General features: G+C 69.3%; 18 protein-coding genes. 4 read left to right on the top strand and 14 right to left on the bottom strand.

Annotation, left to right across the window (positions count from 1 at the left end; all coding sequences use genetic code 11):
* Both ACE3PU_RS11020 and ACE3PU_RS11015 read right to left on the bottom strand, forming a co-directional pair.
* A partial coding sequence (locus ACE3PU_RS11020; RefSeq protein ID WP_374389665.1) for a DUF2793 domain-containing protein occupies positions 1 to 979 on the bottom strand: 979 nt, incomplete at its 3' end.
* Positions 980 to 1123: 144 nt separating this feature from the next.
* Positions 1124 to 1585 (bottom strand): DUF4112 domain-containing protein, encoded by a 462-nt coding sequence (locus ACE3PU_RS11015; RefSeq protein ID WP_374389663.1) that lies wholly within the window; start codon positions 1583 to 1585, stop codon positions 1124 to 1126.
* Between the two features lie 31 nt (positions 1586 to 1616).
* Here ACE3PU_RS11015 and ACE3PU_RS11010 point away from each other — a divergent pair, with 31 nt between their 5' ends.
* Positions 1617 to 2603 (top strand): endonuclease/exonuclease/phosphatase family protein, encoded by a 987-nt coding sequence (locus ACE3PU_RS11010; RefSeq protein ID WP_374389661.1) that lies wholly within the window; start codon positions 1617 to 1619, stop codon positions 2601 to 2603.
* Here the strand turns inward: ACE3PU_RS11010 and ACE3PU_RS11005 are convergent.
* The 8 genes from ACE3PU_RS11005 to ACE3PU_RS10970 all read right to left on the bottom strand — a co-directional run bounded on the left by ACE3PU_RS11005 (position 2584) and on the right by ACE3PU_RS10970 (position 8979).
* On the bottom strand, positions 2584 to 3780 hold the full coding sequence (locus tag ACE3PU_RS11005) for a CCA tRNA nucleotidyltransferase (RefSeq protein ID WP_374389671.1): 1197 nt from the start codon (positions 3778 to 3780) through the stop codon (positions 2584 to 2586). The genes ACE3PU_RS11010 and ACE3PU_RS11005 overlap by 20 nt on opposite strands.
* 14 nt (positions 3781 to 3794) lie before the next feature.
* A complete protein-coding gene (locus tag ACE3PU_RS11000) occupies positions 3795 to 4457 on the bottom strand; it encodes a CoA pyrophosphatase (RefSeq protein ID WP_374389659.1) in 663 nt (220 codons plus the stop codon).
* Entirely contained in the window at positions 4454 to 4999 is a 546-nt protein-coding gene (locus ACE3PU_RS10995) for a DUF1285 domain-containing protein (protein ID WP_374389669.1), read from the bottom strand. The genes ACE3PU_RS11000 and ACE3PU_RS10995 overlap by 4 nt, the downstream gene beginning before the upstream one ends.
* Positions 5000 to 5050: 51 nt before the next feature.
* Positions 5051 to 5545 carry a GNAT family N-acetyltransferase gene (locus ACE3PU_RS10990; RefSeq protein WP_374389657.1) on the bottom strand — a complete coding sequence of 165 codons (495 nt, stop codon included), beginning with the start codon at positions 5543 to 5545 and terminating at the stop codon, positions 5051 to 5053.
* 68 nt (positions 5546 to 5613) lie between these two features.
* On the bottom strand, positions 5614 to 6516 hold the full coding sequence (locus tag ACE3PU_RS10985; protein WP_374389655.1) for a cobalamin biosynthesis protein CbiG: 903 nt from the start codon (positions 6514 to 6516) through the stop codon (positions 5614 to 5616).
* Between the two features lie 86 nt (positions 6517 to 6602).
* Complete coding sequence (locus ACE3PU_RS10980) at positions 6603 to 7118, bottom strand: hypothetical protein (protein ID WP_374389653.1); 516 nt, start codon at positions 7116 to 7118, stop codon at positions 6603 to 6605.
* 4 nt (positions 7119 to 7122) lie between these two features.
* On the bottom strand, positions 7123 to 7908 hold the full coding sequence (xth, locus tag ACE3PU_RS10975; protein ID WP_374389651.1) for an exodeoxyribonuclease III: 786 nt from the start codon (positions 7906 to 7908) through the stop codon (positions 7123 to 7125).
* A gap of 99 nt (positions 7909 to 8007) precedes the next feature.
* Positions 8008 to 8979 (bottom strand): hypothetical protein, encoded by a 972-nt coding sequence (locus ACE3PU_RS10970; protein WP_374389649.1) that lies wholly within the window; start codon positions 8977 to 8979, stop codon positions 8008 to 8010.
* Between the two features lie 90 nt (positions 8980 to 9069).
* Between ACE3PU_RS10970 and ACE3PU_RS10965 the strand changes: the two genes are divergently transcribed.
* A complete protein-coding gene (locus ACE3PU_RS10965; protein WP_374389646.1) occupies positions 9070 to 10116 on the top strand; it encodes an MBL fold metallo-hydrolase in 1047 nt (348 codons plus the stop codon).
* Entirely contained in the window at positions 10113 to 10886 is a 774-nt protein-coding gene (locus tag ACE3PU_RS10960) for an enoyl-CoA hydratase (protein ID WP_374389644.1), read from the top strand. The genes ACE3PU_RS10965 and ACE3PU_RS10960 overlap by 4 nt, the downstream gene beginning before the upstream one ends.
* 16 nt (positions 10887 to 10902) lie before the next feature.
* On the opposite strand, the gene ACE3PU_RS10955 is transcribed toward ACE3PU_RS10960, so the two are convergent.
* Genes ACE3PU_RS10955 through ACE3PU_RS10945 form a run of 3 tightly spaced genes read right to left on the bottom strand, consistent with a single transcriptional unit; the run spans position 10903 to position 16808 of the window.
* Positions 10903 to 12336: an efflux transporter outer membrane subunit gene (locus tag ACE3PU_RS10955; RefSeq protein ID WP_374389642.1), complete on the bottom strand. Its 1434-nt coding sequence runs from the start codon at positions 12334 to 12336 to the stop codon at positions 10903 to 10905.
* Positions 12333 to 15596 (bottom strand): efflux RND transporter permease subunit, encoded by a 3264-nt coding sequence (locus ACE3PU_RS10950; RefSeq protein WP_374389640.1) that lies wholly within the window; start codon positions 15594 to 15596, stop codon positions 12333 to 12335. Before ACE3PU_RS10950 ends, ACE3PU_RS10955 begins: the two co-directional genes overlap by 4 nt.
* A 3-nt stretch (positions 15597 to 15599) precedes the next feature.
* Positions 15600 to 16808 (bottom strand): efflux RND transporter periplasmic adaptor subunit, encoded by a 1209-nt coding sequence (locus ACE3PU_RS10945; RefSeq protein ID WP_374389638.1) that lies wholly within the window; start codon positions 16806 to 16808, stop codon positions 15600 to 15602.
* Positions 16809 to 16978: 170 nt separating this feature from the next.
* Between ACE3PU_RS10945 and ACE3PU_RS10940 the strand changes: the two genes are divergently transcribed.
* Entirely contained in the window at positions 16979 to 17548 is a 570-nt protein-coding gene (locus ACE3PU_RS10940) for a TetR family transcriptional regulator (protein ID WP_374389636.1), read from the top strand.
* A gap of 70 nt (positions 17549 to 17618) precedes the next feature.
* Here the strand turns inward: ACE3PU_RS10940 and ACE3PU_RS10935 are convergent, their stop codons facing one another.
* On the bottom strand, positions 17619 to 18899 hold the full coding sequence (locus ACE3PU_RS10935; RefSeq protein ID WP_374389634.1) for a sugar MFS transporter: 1281 nt from the start codon (positions 18897 to 18899) through the stop codon (positions 17619 to 17621).
* Positions 18900 to 18994: the final 95 nt, after the last annotated feature.

Genomic DNA, 18994 nt, shown 5'->3' with positions numbered 1-18994 from the left:
GGCTGTGGCCTCCCGAGGCGCCCGGCTGGCCGGCGCCGCTCACGGCGGCCCCGCCCGCTCCGCCCGCGCCGACCGGCACGGTCACGACGCCCGCCAAGGCCTGGGCCGGCCAGCCCGCCTGCGACAGTCCCGCCGCTCCGCCCCCGCCGCCGCCGTAGCGGACCGTGCCCGACGCGCCGGCCATGCCGGAGCCGCCGCCGCCCCCGCCGCCCACGCAGGTCGCCTCGATCCATTTCGCCCAAGGCGGAGGCGCATAGGCGCCGTCGCTCGTGAACGCCGTGGTTTCGATGCGCGCCGCACCCTGATCGAAGAACACCCGGCCAGTGTGCCGATCCACCGTCACGGCCGTGCGCCACGACGCGCCGTCGGCGCTGACCTTCAGGCTCAGGTCGTCGTCGCCGACCAGACCCAGTTCGGCCCGGCCGCCATAGCCGCTCTGGAACAGCAGGGAGAGCACGTCCGTCGCGACCTCCTTGTTCAGCGTCATCCTCAGGTCGCCGTCGCCGCCCTCGCTGGCGCCCAGGGCGGTGAACAGCAGCTTGTTGACCTTGGCGGCGAAGGGATTGGCCGCGTCAGCGGTGGTGTTGATCCCAAGGCGCAGGACGCTGAGTTCGTCGTCGCCCATCCAGTCCGACAAAGAGATCCAGTCGCCGCTTCGACGGCCTACGACCTCCTCGGCGTCCAGGACCACCACGATCATGCCGTCCGGTGTCGGCGTCATCGTCCAGCCGCCGGCTTCGTGTCGCATCAGGGCGCCGCCAGGCCGACCGGCCCAGTCCGCGCCGGCCGCGTTCTCCGGCAGGATATACAGGTCGCCTTCGCCCGGCGCGGCGGGCTGGACATGCGTGGTCCGGCTGACCACCGCGGCCTGCAGCAGGGCGTCCAGCCGAGTCAGGGCCGTGTTCAGCGTCACATGTTTCTGCATCTGGCCGGCGGCCAGGTAGGGCAGCGCCAGGCGGGCGCTAAAGTCGTCGCTCATGGAAATCTCCATCGGTTGATGGAGATCAGCCTGACTCAGTCGCCGACCCAGGCGCGTCGATCGCGCCGCCAGCGACCCAAGGCTTTGATCCCGCTGGGATTGATCCCGAAAATTAGGATGGCGAGCGCCGGCTTGCGCGCACGATCAGTCGTGCAGATAGACGATCCGTTTCAGCTTCGGCTCATCACGCACCGTGGCCAGGTGCTGTTCGTGGGCGCCGCTGGCGCGCGCGTTGGCCTCGGTGTCCTCGACCCAGTGGGTCGCCTCGATATGCTTCTGCAAGGCGCGGGCGGCCAACAGCTGGCCCGGAAAGAAGGTGTCGACGATATCGCCCGCGATCGGCACGGTCCCCGTCGCCGTGTCGATGGCCATATAGGCCGCCATTCGCGCCAGGACCGCGGGCGTCGCGCGGGCTTGCCTGGCCTGCCACATCAGCCAGCCCGCCGTTCCCACGGTGTAGACCGTGCCCACCACCGGCACCCAGGTCAGCAGGGCGTCCATGCCGAAGCCCACCGGACCGATGCCGATGACACGGTCCGAAAGCTTTTTCACGCCCTCGACATTGGCCCAGATCTTCTCGATATCCGCGATGGTCCGCTGGGCCATGTCCCCTCCTGCCGACGGTCAACGTTCCAGCATGCCTCTCGTTCAACCGCAAAGCCTGTCGCTCGGCCTCATCCTTCGCTGGGTCTTCACCCTGGTCGCGATGGGCGGGTTCCTGGGGCTGGCGGCGTTTGGGGCGGCGGCGCTGAGCGGCATAGGCCATCGGTGGGTCGACATCCTGGCCCAGTTCACCGCCCCCATGCTGGTCGTCGCCGTCCTGGGCGCGGTTCTGTGTCTGGCCTTGCGTCTCTGGCCCGCGGCCGTGGCCGGCGCCCTCGCCTCGCTGATCCTGCTGATCGCGGTCTGGCCGCAGTGGACGCCGCCGAAGGGACGACCCCAGGCCGGCGCCCCCGTCCTGCGCGTCTATTCCGCCAACGTCTGGGCGCTGAACACCGACGTGGAGGCCATGCAACGCTCCATCGCCGCCGCGAACGCCGACATCGTCATTCTGGTCGAGTTCGGCGACGGCCCCGCCGCGCGGATCGACGACATCCTGGCGGGCTATCCGCACCGCGCCCTGCTGGGCCGCGTGGATCGTCCCAGCGGCCCGGCTCGCTCGGTCATCGCCGCGCGCCGCCCCATCCTTCGCCAGCTGCCTGATCCGCCGGATGGTCTGAGCACGGTCGGCGCCGTGGTCGACACGACGCTGGGGCCGATCAACGTCTTCGGCGTCCACCTGACCCGTCCCTGGCCTTTTCAGTACCAGTGGGGACAGATCAATCAGGTGACGGCCCTGGCCGCACGGCGTCAGGCCGCGCCGGACAATCCGGTCATCGCCGCCGGCGATTTCAACAGCGTCTCCACCGCACGCATCGGCCGTCAGATGAAGACCGAGCTGGGTCTGCTGCCCGCCTCCGGATGGCCGGGCACGTGGCCGACAGACCTCCCCGCCGTGCTGGGCATCACCATCGACCAGGTCTGGCGCTCGCCCGACCTCGCCCTGCTTGACCGACGACTGGGCGAACCCACGGGATCGGACCACCGCCCGGTGATCACCGAGTTCACGCGCGCGGCGGAATGAGGCCCTTCAATCTCGCCTCGTGCCCCTCGGTGGGGAAGTCGTCGGCGATCCATTGGTCTTCGAAGGCCTTGAGGATGCGCCCGGTCTCTGGTCCGGGCGTCACCCCCAGCCGGGCCAGGTCCCGTCCGCCGACCGGCATCCGCGGCGGCGTCCAGCCTTCGGCCAGCGCGCGCAGCGGCCCGCCGTCCCCGGCCGTTGCGGCCTCGGCGCGAACCAGCCGATCCTCGAACGTCTGGCGCCCCAGGCGATAGATCGCCGCCCGCGCCGACGCCGGATCCATGTCGGGCGCGACCGCCTGCCCCTGCCGCATCATGGCGGCCAGACGGTCCCGCAGCGCATTCGCCAGCCGCAGGCGCCCCGCCACAGCCATCACCGCCGCCTCGTCGGGGGGCAGAAGCGCCGACAGCCGCAGGGCCGCGTCGCCCGTAAGGGTGGTCAGGGCCTCGAACAGGTCCAGCGGCGGGGCCTCCGGCAGCACCTGCGCCAGCACGCCGCTGTCGGCCATCGCCCGCACGGCCGCGCGCGGATCGGGCGCCGCCAGCAGCTTCAGCAGTTCCTTCGACACCCGCTCGGCCGACAGCCGGCCTATCCCGTCCTTCAGCCGCGCGGACGCCGCCAGCCCGACGGAGTCCGGGGCGCCTTTGCCGAACCAGGCATAGAAGCGAAAAAAGCGCAGTATGCGCAGATAGTCCTCGCGGATGCGCGTCTCCGCCTCTCCGACGAAGACGATCCGGCCCGCCGCCGCATCCGCCAGCCCCCCGCCCGTCGGATCGAAGACCGTCCCCTGCGCGTCCGCGTAAAGGGCGTTCAGCCGGAAGTCCCGGCGGGCCGCGTCCTCGGCCCAGTCGCGGGTGAAGGCGACGACGGCGCGGCGGCCGTCGGTCTCCACGTCGCGCCTCAGGGTGGTGATCTCATAGGGCCGGCCGTCGGAAACGCCTGTGACCGTCCCGTGCTCGACGCCGGTCGGCACGGCCTTGAGGCCCGCCGCCTTCAGGGCCGCCAGGGTTTCGTTCGGCGTCAGGCGTGTGGCGATGTCGATATCGTCGACCGGCCGGCCCATCAGACTGTTGCGCACGCACCCGCCGACGAAGCGCGCGCAGTCCTTCCCGCCCGCAGCCTCGAGCGCCGCAATGACCGCCTTGGTCGAGGCGGCCTCCAGCCACGGCTGGCCCGCCATCGAGGTCGCGCCGGTCACGCCGCGTCCTCTTCGGCGGCGGCTTCCGGCGCCGGCTCGTCGCCATACAGCCGCGCGTGGAGCGACTTCAGTATGCCGGCGGTGGCGCCCCAGATATAGCGCTCGCCCCAAGGCATCGCCCAGAACCAGCGCCTCAGGCCGGCCTCGGGGTCATAGAAGTCCCGCCGGTGGTTGGCCGCATCCATCAGGAAGTCCCACGGCGTCTCGAACACCTCGGCGACCTCGTCCGGCGACGGGGTCACCACCGGCGGCTCCCGCAGCCAGCCCACCACGGGCGTCACCAGAAAGCCGGTTCCCGTCTCATAGGCGTCAGACAGGCCCAGCACCTCGACCGCGCCCGGGTCGAGGGCCACCTCCTCATCCGCCTCGCGCAACGCGGCCGTGACCGCATCCTCGCGAGGGTCCAGCCGACCGCCCGGGAAGGCGATCTGCCCGGTATGGCTGGCCAGGGTGTCGGCCCGCCGCGTCAGCAGCACGCTGGCTCCTTCCGGTCGCGCCACCACTGGGATCAGCACGGCCGCCGGCCGCAGGGTCGCGGCCGAGCGGGTCATCGTCGGGTTCAGGTCGAAGTCCGACCGGGCCGCCCGGATTTCGGGGCGCCAGCTGTCGGCCGGCGCCAGACGATCCGCCAGCCGCCTCTTCAGCGACTCCAGGCTCACGACAGGGCTCCCAGATCGAACGTCCCGCCCCCCGACCGAACGACCAGTCGGCCGTCCTTCGCCTCCGCCATCTCGACCAGTTCGTAGAAGACCGGCCGCGCGATCCGCGCCCACAGATCACGCCGCACATGGACCCTTGGCCGGGGCTCGCCCGTCGCCGCATCCGTCTCGACCACGATGGGATCTTCCGCGCTCGCCCGAACCTGATCGCCGACGTCCGTGCTGAAGGTCAGCGCGTCGCCCTCCTGGGTCATGGCCACGGCCCGAAACGGCAGATCCTCGACCCTGATCCGCATCTTCTCGACTGGCGTCACCAAGTGATATCCGTCCGGATCCTTCCTCAGCACCGTCGAGAACAGCCGCACCAGGGCCTCGCGCCCGATCGGCGAACCTTCGTGCGTCCACACGCCGTCCGCCCGGATCACGATGTCGATCTCGCCGCAATGCGTGGGATTCCACAGGTGCACCGGCGGCAGGCCGTGGCCCGGCGCCTGTTTCACCGCTTCCGCGACAGCATTCAGTCCGTTCTTGGCGTCGTCCATCTTCGTCATGTCCGGACATGACTTAGGCCGCCCGACCGGTTCGGAAAAGGCTCAGCCGATACGGACGGGTCCCGACACCGTCTCCACGCCGGTCGCCAGCCACAGGACGCGCTTCGGATCGGCCGGCCCGGGCAGCACCGCCTCAGGTGCGGGCAGGAAGCCGAACCGTTCGAAGTAGGGGCGATCGCCGACCAGAAGCACCCCGCCCACGCCCGTCTCCCGCGCAAGCCGGACGCAGGCCTGAACCAGTTCAGCGCCGAGGCCTTCGCTGCGCACGGCCTTGTCGACCGCGATCGGCCCCAGGAACAGCGCGTGCGTCACGCCGACCGTCACCGGCCACAGCCGCACCGAGCTGATCACCCGTCCGTCCTGCCGCGCGACGAAGCCCGCGACGGGACGGGATCCTTCACGCAAACGCTCCGCCGTCTTGGCGAAGCGGCCCGGGCCGAAGGCGGCCATGATCAGAGCCTCGACGCTCTGCGCGTCGGCCGGCGTTTCCGCTTCGATACGGCGGGGGGCCGCAGACAGGGCGAGGGCGTGCGACATGCGGGCTCCGAAAGCGGCGCGCGCACCTAGGACCAAAGCGCCCCCGCGTCAAGGCGGGGGGACCCGGGTCAGACGCCCAGAATCCAGCCTTCTTCCTGCTCGACCTGCGCGATCAGTTCTGACGTCGCGGTCTTCGGCGGCGCGAAGGCGCCGGCCAGATCGCCTGCGTCATCCATCCGGGCCAGGGCCTCCGCCGTGGTGCGGACCTGGGCCTGGTCCTTGTATTCGCCGTCGACGGGCTTGGTTTCGAACATCGAGGGCCAGACCTCGACCACCAGCGCCGACAACGGCTCCACATCGTCCGGCGCCAGCGCGCGCCACCCCGTGCCGAACGGCCATACGGCCGCCGAGGGGCCCAGCTTCTCCAGCAGGCGGCGAACGACAGGAACGCCGGTCAGGGTCTGGCCGCCGACGGCGCCGGCGCCGTGCATCTGCCACACGCTCTTGGGCTGCAGCCGACCCTTTCGGGCAGCGTTCTCGGCGGCGCGGAACTCGGGGATGTCGCCGGCGCCCTGCGCAGGCTTGGTCGTGGTCAGCCAGCGTTGCGCCTGCTTGGCCGGCGCGCCCCACAGCGGCCAGGCCTCGTCGGTCATCAGCCGGTTCATCTTGGCCGCGACCTGGTAGCGATTGTTGGTGTTGTCCGGCTTGTCGACGACGTTGGCGGCGATGAACTTCCACATCGCCTGCCACGGCGTTCCCTCCAGCTTCAGCCGCTGCGCCGTGCCGACGGGATAGCCCAGATTGAAGTCGAAGCCGACCAGCACCCGGTCGCCCCGCCGCCTGTGGTCCGCCAGGAGGCTGTTCAGCAGCGCCTCGCCCTCCGCCCGCGTCGCGACATTGTGGGTTTCAGTATAGAGACGAAAGCGCACGTCGCGCTTGGCCACGCCGATCCACAGCGAATTATCGCCGAGCTTCTTCGTCTCGGCGGCGGTCCAGTCGGCGACGATATAGGCGTCGAAAAGGCGGGCCACGGCGGGCTCCTCGGGCATGCGGGAAAGGGGGACGAGCCGCCGCTTCTAACGCTCCCGCGTTCGGACCGGAACCCCCGATCGCGCCGTCAGGCCCTCACCAGCGCCTCAAGATGCGACAACCAGCGTCGGCCCAGCCGCAGGGCCTCGCCGGGCGACCCGGTCTGGGCCGGCGAGGTGGCGTCCCACAGCGCCAGTTCGAACTCGGGATTGCGGGCGTCGGCGAACATCAGCCGCAGCACGACCTGTTCGGCGTCGGGCGCAAGCACGTCCAGGGCCTTGCGGGACTCGCCGCGCCGGACGCGCGCGACGACATGACCGTCGACGATGATCTCGCCGCCGTCGACCTCCTCGAACGCATAGGCCAGGCCGTGCCCCCCGCTGGCCCACAGCACGACGACCTGTTCCATGTCGAAGTTGAGGGCGCAGGCCTTGCCTTCCCCGACCGACATGGCCTCGACCTCCGGCGGCGCCGCCAGCGCCTTCAGCAGGGCGCGGCGCATCCGGCGGGGCGGCTCCATCCACCATGCGAACGCCAGCGCCAGCGTCGTCAGCAGAGCGGCCGCAAGGGCGACCAGCAGGATCACCCTGAAGGCCTCGGCCATGATGTCAGCCCTCCAGGTCCAGATCGACGACCACCGGCACGTGGTCGCTCGGTTTTTCCATGTCGCGCGCGTCGCGATGAGTCTCGATCCCCCGGAAGCGATCGGCGGCCTGGGGCGACAGCAGGGCGAAGTCGATGCGGATGCCGTGGTCCCTCTGCCAGGCGCCGGCCTGATAGTCCCAGAAGGTGTAGGTTCCCGCCGGCTCCTGGCCCAGCTCGTGGGCGTCGGCGAGGCCCAGGTTCTTCAGCGCCCGCAAGGCGCGGCGGCTCTCGGGCTGGAACAGGGCGTCGTCGACCCAGGCGGCGGGGTTCTTCGCGTCTTCGGCCTCGGGGATGACGTTGTAGTCGCCGCAGAGCGCCAACGGCTCCTCATAGGCCATCAACGCCCGGGCATGCGCCTGCAGCCGCTCGAACCACGCCAGCTTGTAGGCGAACTTCTCGCCGCCGATCGGGTTGCCGTTGGGCAGGTAGATCGCCCCGACGCGGACGGGCGTCGGCGCCTCGACCAGAGCCTCGAGATACCGCGCCTGTTCGTCCGTCTCATCGCCCGGCAGGCCGCGCCGGATATCGGAAAGAGGAAACTTCGAAAGCAGGGCCACGCCGTTGTAGGATTTCTGGCCGTGGGTCTCGACATTGTAGCCCAGGCTCTCGAAGGCCTCGCGCGGAAACTTCTCGTCGACGCACTTGATCTCCTGGAAACAGGCGACGTCGGGTGCGGCCTGTTCCAGCCACGCCAACACGGTGGGCAGGCGGGCGTTGACGGAGTTCACGTTCCAGGTGGCGATGCGCATGACCGCGACGCTAGGCTGCGTCTCGCGTTCCGAAAAGAGCCGGAATGCAAAAGGGCCGCCGGATCGCTCCGACGGCCCAGGACGTGACGGCTGAAAGACCTACTGCTCGGTCGCAGCGGCCGGCGCTGCCGCAGGCGCGGGTGTCAAGGTGCAGCCGCCGCCAACCCGTTGCGCCGTCGCGCAGGGATAGATTTGTTGCACCACACGGTCGGCGTTCAGCCGCGCGATGACGCCGTCAGCGCCCGCACACTTCGCTTCATAGAACATGCCGTTGTCGTTGCGGCCCATCAGGCGGGCCTCAGTCACCTGACAGTCCGAAGCCGGCGACCCTGACAACCAGCTCTTAAGCAGGGCGGCGTTCTCAGCGGCCGTGGTCATGCTGCAGGTTCCGCCTTCGGCGACGACCTGCAGGCAGTCAGTCTTGGTCCATCCATCGGCGCTCTTTCGAATCCAGTAGCCGGCGATGTCCGTGCAGCCGACCTCATAGATGGTCGCGCCGTCCGACTGGCCCAGAACTTTGACGTTCTCCACTGGGCAGGGCACGCCCGCGTCCTGCGCATACTGCCGCAGAACCCTGTCCGTGTCGGCATTGGCCGGAAGGCTGCATTGGGCGCCGACATCCGCTTCGGCATTGGCGGCCTTGGCGACCTGGGCCGAATGCGCAAGAATCACGCAATCGACCGCAGTGGGCGGCGTCTTCGTCTCGATGATATAGCCAGGGCCGGTTGCGCACGCGACCTCGTAAAGCGATGTGCTGGCGGGCGTGACCCCAAGCAGCTTGGCTTCCGTCGCCTGACAACCGGTATTGGCGAGGGTAGCGAGCTGTTGCGCGGTGGCCAAGACCTCTTCAGGCGACGGAGCAGGGGGCGGCGTTTGGCGGCGTGCCTGACGCTCTCTCGAACGCTCGGTCCGCGACGGCGTCACCCGCTGCGTCGGCGCAGTAATGGCCGGCCCGGACTGTCCCGCTCCAAAACCGGAACCCTTGTCGTTGGGATCCTGAGCGGAGGCCGGTGCGGCCAGTGTCATCGAGATGAGCGTGGCGCCGGCAAGGGCGATAATGGTCTTCAGCAACGCCTGAGGCCTCCTGGACGAATGGTGAGGTACCCTTGTCGCCATGCCAGCAGCCGGTCAAGCTGCGCTTTTGCGAAGTTCGAGCAGATCGTGACCCAGTTGATGGAAATTCCAAGCAGGTCCGAAGGGAGCGCATTAACGGCCGTCGGACGGGGCGTATGGCGACTGAAGGCGCCGCTCCCCTTCCAACTTGATCACGTTAACCTCTTCGTTCTTCAGGAGGAAGGGGATGCCTGGAGCGTTGTGGATACGGGACTGAACACGCCCGACGGTCTCAGCGCCTGGCATCGGGTCCTTTCGGAGTTCTTGCCGATTTCCGGCTTGAAGCAGGTGATCTGCACCCATATGCACCCCGATCACATCGGCCTTGCGGGTTGGCTGTGCGCGTCAGGGAATGCGCCGCTGTTGATGTCGCGTTCCGAATATCTGACGGGACGGATGCTGGCTGCCGAAGAGGCGGCGCAGGCGCCGGTCGAGGGGGAAGTTTTCTACCGGGCGGCCGGCTGGAATCCAGTTCAGATCGAGCGGTGGCGAGACGAGTACGGTGGCTTCGGCAGGCTGGTGGCCCCATTGCCTCGCGCCTTCACGCGGCTGGAGGACGGCGACGTCCTGACGATTGGCGGCGATGAATGGACGATCGTGGTCGGCGCCGGCCACAGCCCGGAGCACGTGTGCCTGTGGCGTAGGTCCGACGACGTCTTCATCGCCGGCGACCAGATCCTGCCCCGAATTTCGTCGAACGTATCGGTCTGGCCGACAGAGCCTGACGCGGATCCCCTGGGCGACTGGATGGACTCTTTGGCCAAGCTGCGTCGCCTCTTGCCGGAGCGGGCCTTGATCCTGCCCGGCCACGGCGAACCGTTCACCGGCGTGCACGCCCGACTGGACGCCCTGCGGCGGGGGCACGAGACGGCGTTGAAACGGCTTGAACGGACGTTGCGGAAACCGATTAGGGTGCTCGACGCCTTCCCGGCCGTGTTCGGCCGGGCGGTCGGGGATGCGATGCTGGGTATGGCTACGGGCGAGGCGCAGGCGCATCTGAACTATCTGGAACGGCGCGGCCGCGCGCGACGCAAGCGGGACGAACAGGGCGTCGACTGGTGGTCGGCCGTCCAGCAACAAGGGGAAACGACATGAGCGATAATATCCGCACCACCCTGGAAGGCGGCGTGCTGACGGTCACGCTGGACCGGCCCGACAAGAAGAACGCCATCACCCAGGCGATGTACGCCGCCCTGTCCGAAGCGATGGAGCGGGCGCGCGCGGACGATGCGGTCCGCGCGGTGCTGCTGCGCGCCGAAGGCGACAGCTTCTCGGCCGGCAACGACATCGGCGACTTCATCGCCATCGGCTCCCAGACCGAACAACCGTTCGACATGGCGGTTTTCCGCTATCTGAAGGCGCTGGCCGAACTGGATAAGCCGCTGATCGCGGCCGTCAAAGGCCGCGCGGTCGGCATCGGCCTGACCATGCTGCTGCACTGCGACCTCGTGGTTGTGGCCGACGACGCCTTGCTGTCGGTTCCGTTCGTCAACCTGGCCCTGGCGCCGGAGGCGGCGTCCAGCCTGCTGCTGCCGGCGGCCATCGGTCACCAGCGGGCGTTCGAGCTGTTCGCCCTGGGCGAAGCGATCGACGGTCGGACCGCCCTGGCCTGGGGCCTGGCCAATCGCGCCGTCCCGACCGATCAGGTCGAGACGACGGCCGCCGAGCTGGCGTCCCGGATCGCCGCCCGGGCGCCGAACTCGATCCGCAAGACCAAGCGGCTGATGCGCGACGCCGAGGCCCTGTGGGCCCTGATGCAGCGCGAAGGCGAGGCGTTCGGTTCGCAGATGAAGAGCCCCGAGGCGATGGAGGCCTTCATGGCCTTCACACAGAAGCGCGCGCCGGACTTCTCAAAGGCGGGCTGAGCCCGCCCTTCGCCCGCTACGCTTCGGGGCCCCACCCGCCCGCCAGCGCCTTGAACAGGGCGATCTGGTACGTCGAGACCAGGGCGTCGGACTGCGCCAGCGCTGCCTCGGCCGCAGCCTGGGTGCGTTGGGCGTCCAGCACCAGCAGGAAGCTGTCGGCGCCCGCGTCGAAGCGCTGACGCGACAGGTCCGCCGCGCGGGCGGCCTGGTCGCGCGCCTCGGTCAGGGCCGCGCGCCGGTCCAGCTCGTTGGCGTAGTTGGACAGCGCGGTTTCGGTCTCCTGCAGGGCGCCCAGAACCGTCTGATCGAAGTTGGCCAGGGCGGCGTCGGACAGGGCGCCGGCCTGTTGGATGCGGGCCCGCGCGGCGAAGACGTTCGGGAACGACCAGCTGATCAGGGGGCCGAAGCTGAAGCGGAAGTTCTCGCTGTCGCCCAGCCCGTCCGCGTCCAGCGCCGTGGAGCCGATCGATCCGCCCAGGCTGATGGAGGGAAACAGGTCAGCGGTGGCCACGTTCACCCGCGCCGCCGCCGCCGCCAGATCGGCCTCGGCTTGACGGACGTCCGGGCGGCGCGCCAGCAGCTGGGCGCCGTCGCCGACCGGGATCGGCTGGTCGAGTTGCGGCGGGCGAACACAGGCGGCGGCGGCCTGGCTGGCTTCGGCGGGCGTCACGCCGGTCAGTGTGGCCAGGCGGAACAAGGCTTCGTTGCGGCCGGCGCGCAGCGTCGGCAGGGTGGCGGCGGTCTGCGCCACCGCCGCGCGGGCGCTGGCCACGTCCAGGCCGGTGCCGGCCCCGCCGTCCAGCAGCCGCTCGGTCAGGCGAAGCGTGTCGCGCTGCAGGCCCAGCGTCCGCTCGGCGACCGCGATCTGGGCGTTGGCCGAACAGGTGTCGGCATAGGCCCGCGCCGTCTCGGCCGCGACCGTGACCTGCACCGTGGCGAAGGCGGCTTCGGCGGAGCGCACGTCCGCCCGCGCGGCCCGGATGGCGGACGCCACCCGGCCGAACAGGTCGATCTCGTACGACGCGTCCAGGCCGACGTCATAGGTGTCGATCTCGGGCGCGTCCTGACCGGCAGGAAGGCCCTGCACCGTCGCCGACGACGCCTGGCTGCGCTGATAGGCGGCGCTGGTCGAGGTGGTCGGCAGGCGGCCGGTGCGCGCCTCTGACAAGGAGGCCCGCACGGCGCGCAGGTTGGCGAAGGCCGCTTCCAGCTGGTTGTTCTCGGCGAAGGCCTGCTGGATCAGGCCGTCCAGCGTCGGATCGGCGTACAGCCGCCACCAGTCGTCGCGCGCCGCGGCGCTCGAGACGGTCGGGCTGGTCGAGCCGACGAAGGCGCCCGTCCCCGCGGGGGGAAGGTCGGCGGCGGGCGCCCTCGGCCCGACCGCACAGGCGGCGAGCAGAGCGCTTGCGGCTGCGGCGGTCAGGAAGGTCAGGGTCTTGGATCGGGTCATCGGATGTCCCCTCCCCGGCCGGTCGCGGGCGCCGGCGCGTCGGGATCGGTCAGGTCGGAAGGTTGGTCGTAACGGATGGCCTGGGTCTTCGGCGCAGGCTTGTGCGAGGTCGGCAGCTTGCCCGACACCCAGCGCATGACGACGTAGAAGACAGGCGTGAACAGCAGCCCGAAGAAGGTGACCCCGAGCATGCCGGAGAAGACCGACGTGCCCAGCGCCTGACGCATCTCCGCGCCCGGACCCGACGCCAGCATCAGGGGCACGACGCCCAGAATGAAGGCGAAGGAGGTCATCAGGATCGGCCGCAGGCGGGTCTTGGCGGCGGTCACGGCCGCGTCGAAGCGGTTCATGCCCTCCTCTTCGGCCTGTTTGGCGAACTCCACGATCAGGATGGCGTTCTTGGCCGCCAGAGCGATCAGGACCACCAGGCCGATCTGGACGAGGATGTTGTTGTCCAGGCCGCGGATGTTGACCCCGACCATCGCCGCCAGAAGGCACATCGGCACGATCAGAATGACCGCCATCGGCAGGGTGAAGGCCTCATATTGCGCGGCCAGCACCAGGAAGACGAACACCACCGCCATCAGGAAGATCAGGGTCGCGCCCGAGCCCGCCGCCTTCTGCTGCAGCGCCAGTTCGGTCCACTCGTACGAGAAGCCCTGCGGCAGCGTCTGCTCGGCCATCTGCTCCATGACTTCCAGCGCCTGGCCGGACGACACGCCCCCTGCGGGCTGGCCCTGGAGTTCGGCCGCCGGGAAAAGGTTGTAGCGCACGATCCGTGACGGACCGGAGTCGTCCCTCAGGTTGGCCACCGAACCGATCGGCACCATCGCTCCGGATTCCGAGCGGGTCTTCAGGTTGGCGATATCGGCGATGTCGTCGCGCGCCGTCGGCTCCGCCTGCGCGGTCACCCGGAAGGTGCGGCCCAGGAAGTTGAAGTCGTTGACGTAGGACGAACCGAGGTAGACGCCCAGGGTGTCGAACACGGCCGACGGCTGGACGCCCAGCATCAGGGCCTTGTCGCGATCGACGTCCGCCTCGACGCGCGGAGAGCCGGTGTTGTAGGTCGAGAAGACCTGGCTGACCTCGGTCGGGGCCTGAGCGGCCGCGCCCATCATGGCGAAGGTCGCCCCCTCCAGCGGTCGATAACCGGCGCCGGAGGTGTCCTGAATCATCATCTTGAAGCCGTTGCCGTTGCCCAGACCCTGGACCGCCGGCGGGGCGATGACGAAGATGTTGGCGTCCTCGATCGAGCCCGTCGCCATGGTGATGGCGTTGCCGAGCGCGACGGCGGCCTGTTCCTTGGACCGCTCCTCGTGCGGCTTCAGGCGGACGAAGATGGTCGCCGCGTTGGAGCCGAAGCTGAAGCTGGAGCCGTCCAGGCCGGCGAAGGCCACGGTGCCGTCCACGCCCTCGGTGCCCTGGATGATCTCGCGGGCGCGGCTCATCACCGCCTCCGTGCGATCCAGCGAGGCGCCGGCCGGCAGCTGGATGACGCCGATCAGGAAGCCCTGGTCCTGCTCCGGGATGAAGCCGGTGGGCGTGTCCAGCAGCCGCCAGGCGGTGACGCCCAGAAGGCCGACATAGACGATCAGCACGATGGTGACGGTGCGGACCAGACGCGCGGTCAGGCGACCATAGCGGTCCGAAAGCCAGTCGAAGCCCTCGTTGAACTTCCGGCCGCCCCAGCCGACGTAATAGACGACCGAACCCCAAAGGCCGGGCTTGCGGCCATGCGTGGCGTGATCCTTGTGCGGCTTCAGCAGCAGCGCGGCCATGGCCGGCGACAGCGTCAGCGACACGAACAGCGAGATCACGGACGCCGAGGCGATGACCACGGCGAACTGGCGGTAGAAGATGCCGGGGATGCCGGGCACGAACATGGTCGGCACGAACACCGAAACCAGCACCAGGCCGATGGCGATCAGGGCGCCGGAGACCTCCTGCATGGAGCGGTAGGCGGCCTCCTTCGGCGACAGACCTTCGCTGATGGCCCGCTCCACGTTCTCGACGACGACGATGGCGTCGTCCACGACGATGCCCACCGCCAGCACCAGGGCGAACAGGGACAGGGAGTTGATGGAATAGCCCAGCGCCAGCTGCACCGCGAAGGTGCCGACCAGGGCGATCGGGATGGCGATGATGGGGATGATGGCCGCGCGCCAGGTCTGCAGGAAGACCAGGACCACGATCACGACCAGGATCACGGCTTCAAACAGGGTGTGTTCGACCGACTCCACCGAGGCCGCCACGAACTCCGTCGGATTGTAAGGCACCGAGATGGCCATGCCCTGGGGCAGCTCGGCCTTCACGGCCTCGACTTCGGCCAGCACGCGTTCGGCGGTGCCCAGCGCGTTGGCGCCCGGCTGCTGCACGATGGCCAGGCCGACGCCGCGTTCACCGTCAAAGAAGCCGCGGATGCCGTAGTCCTGAGCGCCCAGTTCGATCCGCGCTACGTCGCGCAGATAGGTGACGCGCCCTTCGGGGTCGGTCTTCAGGACGACATTGGCGAACTCGTTCGGATCGGTCAGGCGACCCTGAACCTGCACCGGCAGCTGGAAGGCCGAGGCGTTGTTCGCGAACGGCGGCTGGCCGATGGAGCCGGCGGCGGCCTGGACGTTCTGGGCGCGCAGGGCGGCGACGATGTCGGGGCCCGTCAGACCGCGCTCGGCCGCCTTGGCCGGGTCGATCCAGACCCGCATCGAATAGTTGCCGCCGCCGAACACCTGAACCGTGCCGACGCCCTCGATCCGCAGCAGACGGTCGCGCAGCGTCGAGTTGGCGTAGTTGCCGACATAGTCGTTGCTCAGCGCCTCTCCAGGCGAGGTCAGGCCCAGGATCATCAGGAAGCCGCTCTCGGCCTTGTTGACCGTGATGCCGGTCTGGCGGACCGCTTCGGGCAGCCGGGGCTCCGCCAGGGCGACCCGGTTCTGCACCAGCACCTGGGCGTCATCCAGATCCGTGCCCGGGTTGAATGTCACGGTGATCGCCACCACCCCGTCCGACGTCGAGGACGAGGTGATGTAGAGCATGTTCTCGACGCCGTTCACCTCCTGCTCGATGGGCGCGGCGACGGTCTCGGCCAGGGTCTCGGCCGAAGCGCCGGGATAGGCGGCGTTGATGGTGATCGTCGGCGGCGCGATCTCCGGATACTGCGACAGCGGCAGCAGTGGATAGGCGAAGACGCCGATGATGGTGATCACCACCGACAGGACCATCGCGAAGATGGGCCGGTCGATGAAGAAACGTGAGATGTTCATGGATCAGTCGCCGGTGGACAGGCTGTTGGCGAAGGAGGCGCTGGAGGCGGGCGCGGCCTGGGTCACGGGACCCTCGGCGCCCTGCTGCTGCTGGACCGGCTGGATGCGACCGTTCTGCGGGGTGACCTTCGCGCCCGGCTGGGCGGCGCGCTGCAGGCCCGCGATGATGACGCGGTCGGTCGGGGCCAGGCCCGACTTGATCACGCGCAGCCCCTGGACCACGGGTCCGAGTTCGACCGGCTTGGGCGTGACCGAGCCGTCGTTGGCCACGACATAGACGGTGCGGCGCGACTGGTCGGTGTTGATGGCCGTGTCGGGGACCAGAAGGGCCTCATAGGCGCCGGCGCCGGCGACCTGGGCGCGGCCGAACATGCCCGGACGCAGGAAGCCGTCGGCGTTCGGCACGATGGCCCGCAGACGGATCACGCCCGAGGCGGTGTCGATCGCGTTGTCCGAGAAGTCCAGCCGACCGGTGCGGTTGTAGGCGGTCTCGTCCTGCAGGCGGATGCGGACCGGGGCGTTCTGGTTCGCGCCGGCGTCACGCATGTACTTCAGGGCGACCGCTTCGGAGCCGTCGAAGACGAAGTGGATCGGACCGCCCGAAACGATGGTGGTCAGCACGTCGCCCGCCGACGATCCGCCGGCGATCAGATTGCCCGGATCGACGCGACGGTCGGACACGCGGCCCGACACCGGCGCGGTGACGCGGGTGTATTCCAGGTTCAGCTGCGCCGTGCGCGTCGCCGCATTCGCCGCCGCAAGATTGGCCTGGGCGGCCTCGACCGCGGCCTTGTTGGAGTCGTACTCGGCCTGGGACACGGCCTGCGAGGCCAGCAAGGACTCGCTGCGCGCCAGGTTGGCGCGCGCTAGGCTGAGTTGCGACTGGGCCTGGGCGACCTGGGCGCGGGCCTGGGCCAGGGCGGCCTGGGCCGGACGCGGGTCCAGCGTGAACAGCAGCTGGCCGCGCTGGACCGTCTGGCCGTCGCGGAAGTGGACAGCCTGGACATAGCCGCCGACGCGGGCGCGAACGTCCACGGCCTCGACCGCCTCGAAACGGCCGGTGAATTCGTCCCAGTCCACGACCTGCTGCTTCAGCGGAGTGGCCACCGTCACCGGCGGCGCGCTGGGCGCCTGTCCTTCGGCCTTGGGGGAACATCCATATAGCGCGCCCGTCACCAAGACGGACACGGCGGCGATCTTAAGCCCGCGCATCGGCGCATTCTCCCTGTCGGAGGCAAATCCCTGTCGTGCGGACACCGGCCGATGGGGAGTCGGCCGTGTCAACGCGTGGTGACTTAATGGTCAGGGCCGCGACGCTTGTCAACAGGCGTTGACAAAGCCATATGTGATTTACGGTTATTGTTCCCAGGAGTTTCGCCCCCTTGTTGTGCCCCGGTCCCCGCCCGAGAAACGCCGCAGCGACACGCACGGCCATTCTCGACGCCGCGCGCGAACGGTTCGCTGCGGAGAGCTATGACGATGTCGGCATGCGCGACATCGCCCGGGATGTCGGCGTCGACGCCGCCCTGATCAGCCGCTATTTCGGCTCCAAGGACGATCTGTTCCTCGCGGCGCTCGAAAGCTGCGGCGACGGCAGCGCCCTGATGCAGGGCGACAAGGCCGAGTTCGGCAAACGGGTGGCGCACGAGGTCGTGTTCGAGCCCAAGAAGGCCGAGAAGCTGAAGGGCATGTCGATCATGCTGCGCTCCATCGGCTCGAACCGCGCCTCGGAGATGGTGCAGACCATCTGTTCCGCGCAATTCTTCGGTCCGCTTCAGGATTGGCTGGGCGGCCCGGACGCCACCGTTCGCGCCCGCCTGCTGGCGGGGTTCATCATGGGCATGTCGATCAGCCGCGAACTGGGCGGCGGCAGTTTCGATCTCGAGCCCGCGGAATGCGAGCGGATGCGCGACCGCCTGGCGGGGATCCTTCAGGCCCTGATCGACAACTGAAACGGTGACGCAACTAGAAAAGGGGCGCGGCTTTCGAGCCGCGCCCCTTGTGCTTTCCTGACGGTGGACGTCAGTGCGGCGACGGCGCCTTGACCACGTCGGCGTCGCGCACCTTGGTGCGGGCGGCGGCGATGGCGAAGACCGTCAGGCCGACGTAGCCCAGCAGCGGCACGATGAAGGCCGGCTGCAACGCGCCCGCCGCATCGGCGATCCGCGCGGCCACCTGCGGCAGCAGGGCGCCGCCGATGATGCCGAACACCAGCAGGCCCGAGGTCGCCGAGGTCGGCGCGGTCGAACGCTCCAGCGTCAGGGTGAAGATGGTCGGGAACATGATCGAGTTGAACAGGCCGATCGACAGGGCGGCATAAGCCGCCGTCGGTCCGCCGACCTGGCTGACCACCAGGCACAGCAGCGCCGCAGCCACGGTGCAGACCGCCAGAACGATCCCCGCCGGCACTCGCGTCAGCACGGCCGAGCCGATGAAGCGGCCGACCATGGCCCCGCCCCAGTACAGGGCCACCATCTTGCCGGCCGTCTCGATCGGGGCGTTCAGGACGTCAGGGCTTTCCAGGAAGTTGGTCAGCATGCCGCCGATGGCCACTTCCGACCCGACGTAGAGGAAGATGGCCAGGGCGCCGAACACGGCCCACGGCGACGACAGCGCCTTCAGCGGGGACACCGCCTGGGTGGCCGCCGGGGCCGCGGCGTTGATCTTCTTGCGTGCGGTGAAGATGAAGACGGCGATCAGGGCGAAGAAGGCGCCCATGCCCAGGAAGGCCATGTCGATGCTGCGCAGCGACTGGGTGCGGGTCGCCGCCGTCACCACCGCGCCCGCCGCGAAGACGCCGCCGGTCAGCAGGACGTGAGATCCAAGCCACGGCCCGATCGTCGTGCCCAGCGAGTTGAAGGCCTGGGACAGGTTCAGCCGCGTGTGCGAACCCTTGCGCGTGCCCAGTTCCGCCACCAGCGGATTGGCCGCGACCTGCAGCAGGGTGACGCCCGAGGCGATCACGAACAGGGCCACCAGCACGCCGGGATACCAGTCCGCCGCCGTCGCCGCCGGCACGATCAGGCAGCCGGCCACCATCACGATCAAGGCGCCGATGATCGACCGGCTGTAGCCCAGCTTGCCCAGCACCGAGGCCGCCGGCAGCGACATCAGGCCATAGGCGATGAACCAGGCGAAGGTGGTCAGGAACGCCTCGGCGTTGTTCAGGTCGAACACCCGCTTCACCGCCGCGATCAGCGGGTCGATCAGCGAAGTGGCGAAACCCCACGCGAAGAACAGGGTGGTGACATAGGCGAAGGCCAGACCTGCCCCCTTCGGGCGGTCGGCGTCGGATGCGGTCATGTATATGGCTCCCCCAGTGAGAATGGATTTGCGCCGCGCTGGCGTGCGCGGTTCTGCGAAAGACTGGTTCCGACATCGCGGCGAAGGCGTCCAGC

The organism is Brevundimonas sp., assembly GCF_041911375.1.
Taxonomy (GTDB): domain Bacteria; phylum Pseudomonadota; class Alphaproteobacteria; order Caulobacterales; family Caulobacteraceae; genus Brevundimonas.
Note: the sequence above shows the minus strand (reverse complement) of the source record. Positions and strands in the feature narration are given on the sequence as shown.

Excerpts from the sequence above, each read along its gene's own strand:
- ACE3PU_RS11005 (WP_374389671.1), bottom strand. The coding sequence starts at position 3,780 with ATGGCGGGCCAGCCGTGGCTGGAGGCCGCCTCGACCAAGGCGGTCATT.
- xth (WP_374389651.1), bottom strand. The coding sequence starts at position 7,908 with ATGCGCATCGCCACCTGGAACGTGAACTCCGTCAACGCCCGCCTGCCC.
- ACE3PU_RS10950 (WP_374389640.1), bottom strand. The coding sequence starts at position 15,596 with ATGAACATCTCACGTTTCTTCATCGACCGGCCCATCTTCGCGATGGTC.
- ACE3PU_RS10945 (WP_374389638.1), bottom strand. The coding sequence starts at position 16,808 with ATGCGCGGGCTTAAGATCGCCGCCGTGTCCGTCTTGGTGACGGGCGCG.
- ACE3PU_RS11015 (WP_374389663.1), bottom strand. The coding sequence starts at position 1,585 with ATGGCCCAGCGGACCATCGCGGATATCGAGAAGATCTGGGCCAATGTC.
- ACE3PU_RS10980 (WP_374389653.1), bottom strand. The coding sequence starts at position 7,118 with ATGGCCGAGGCCTTCAGGGTGATCCTGCTGGTCGCCCTTGCGGCCGCT.
- ACE3PU_RS10955 (WP_374389642.1), bottom strand. The coding sequence starts at position 12,336 with ATGACCCGATCCAAGACCCTGACCTTCCTGACCGCCGCAGCCGCAAGC.
- ACE3PU_RS10935 (WP_374389634.1), bottom strand. The coding sequence starts at position 18,899 with ATGACCGCATCCGACGCCGACCGCCCGAAGGGGGCAGGTCTGGCCTTC.
- ACE3PU_RS10960 (WP_374389644.1), top strand. The coding sequence starts at position 10,113 with ATGAGCGATAATATCCGCACCACCCTGGAAGGCGGCGTGCTGACGGTC.
- ACE3PU_RS11010 (WP_374389661.1), top strand. The coding sequence starts at position 1,617 with ATGCCTCTCGTTCAACCGCAAAGCCTGTCGCTCGGCCTCATCCTTCGC.
- ACE3PU_RS10995 (WP_374389669.1), bottom strand. The coding sequence starts at position 4,999 with ATGGACGACGCCAAGAACGGACTGAATGCTGTCGCGGAAGCGGTGAAA.
- ACE3PU_RS10990 (WP_374389657.1), bottom strand. The coding sequence starts at position 5,545 with ATGTCGCACGCCCTCGCCCTGTCTGCGGCCCCCCGCCGTATCGAAGCG.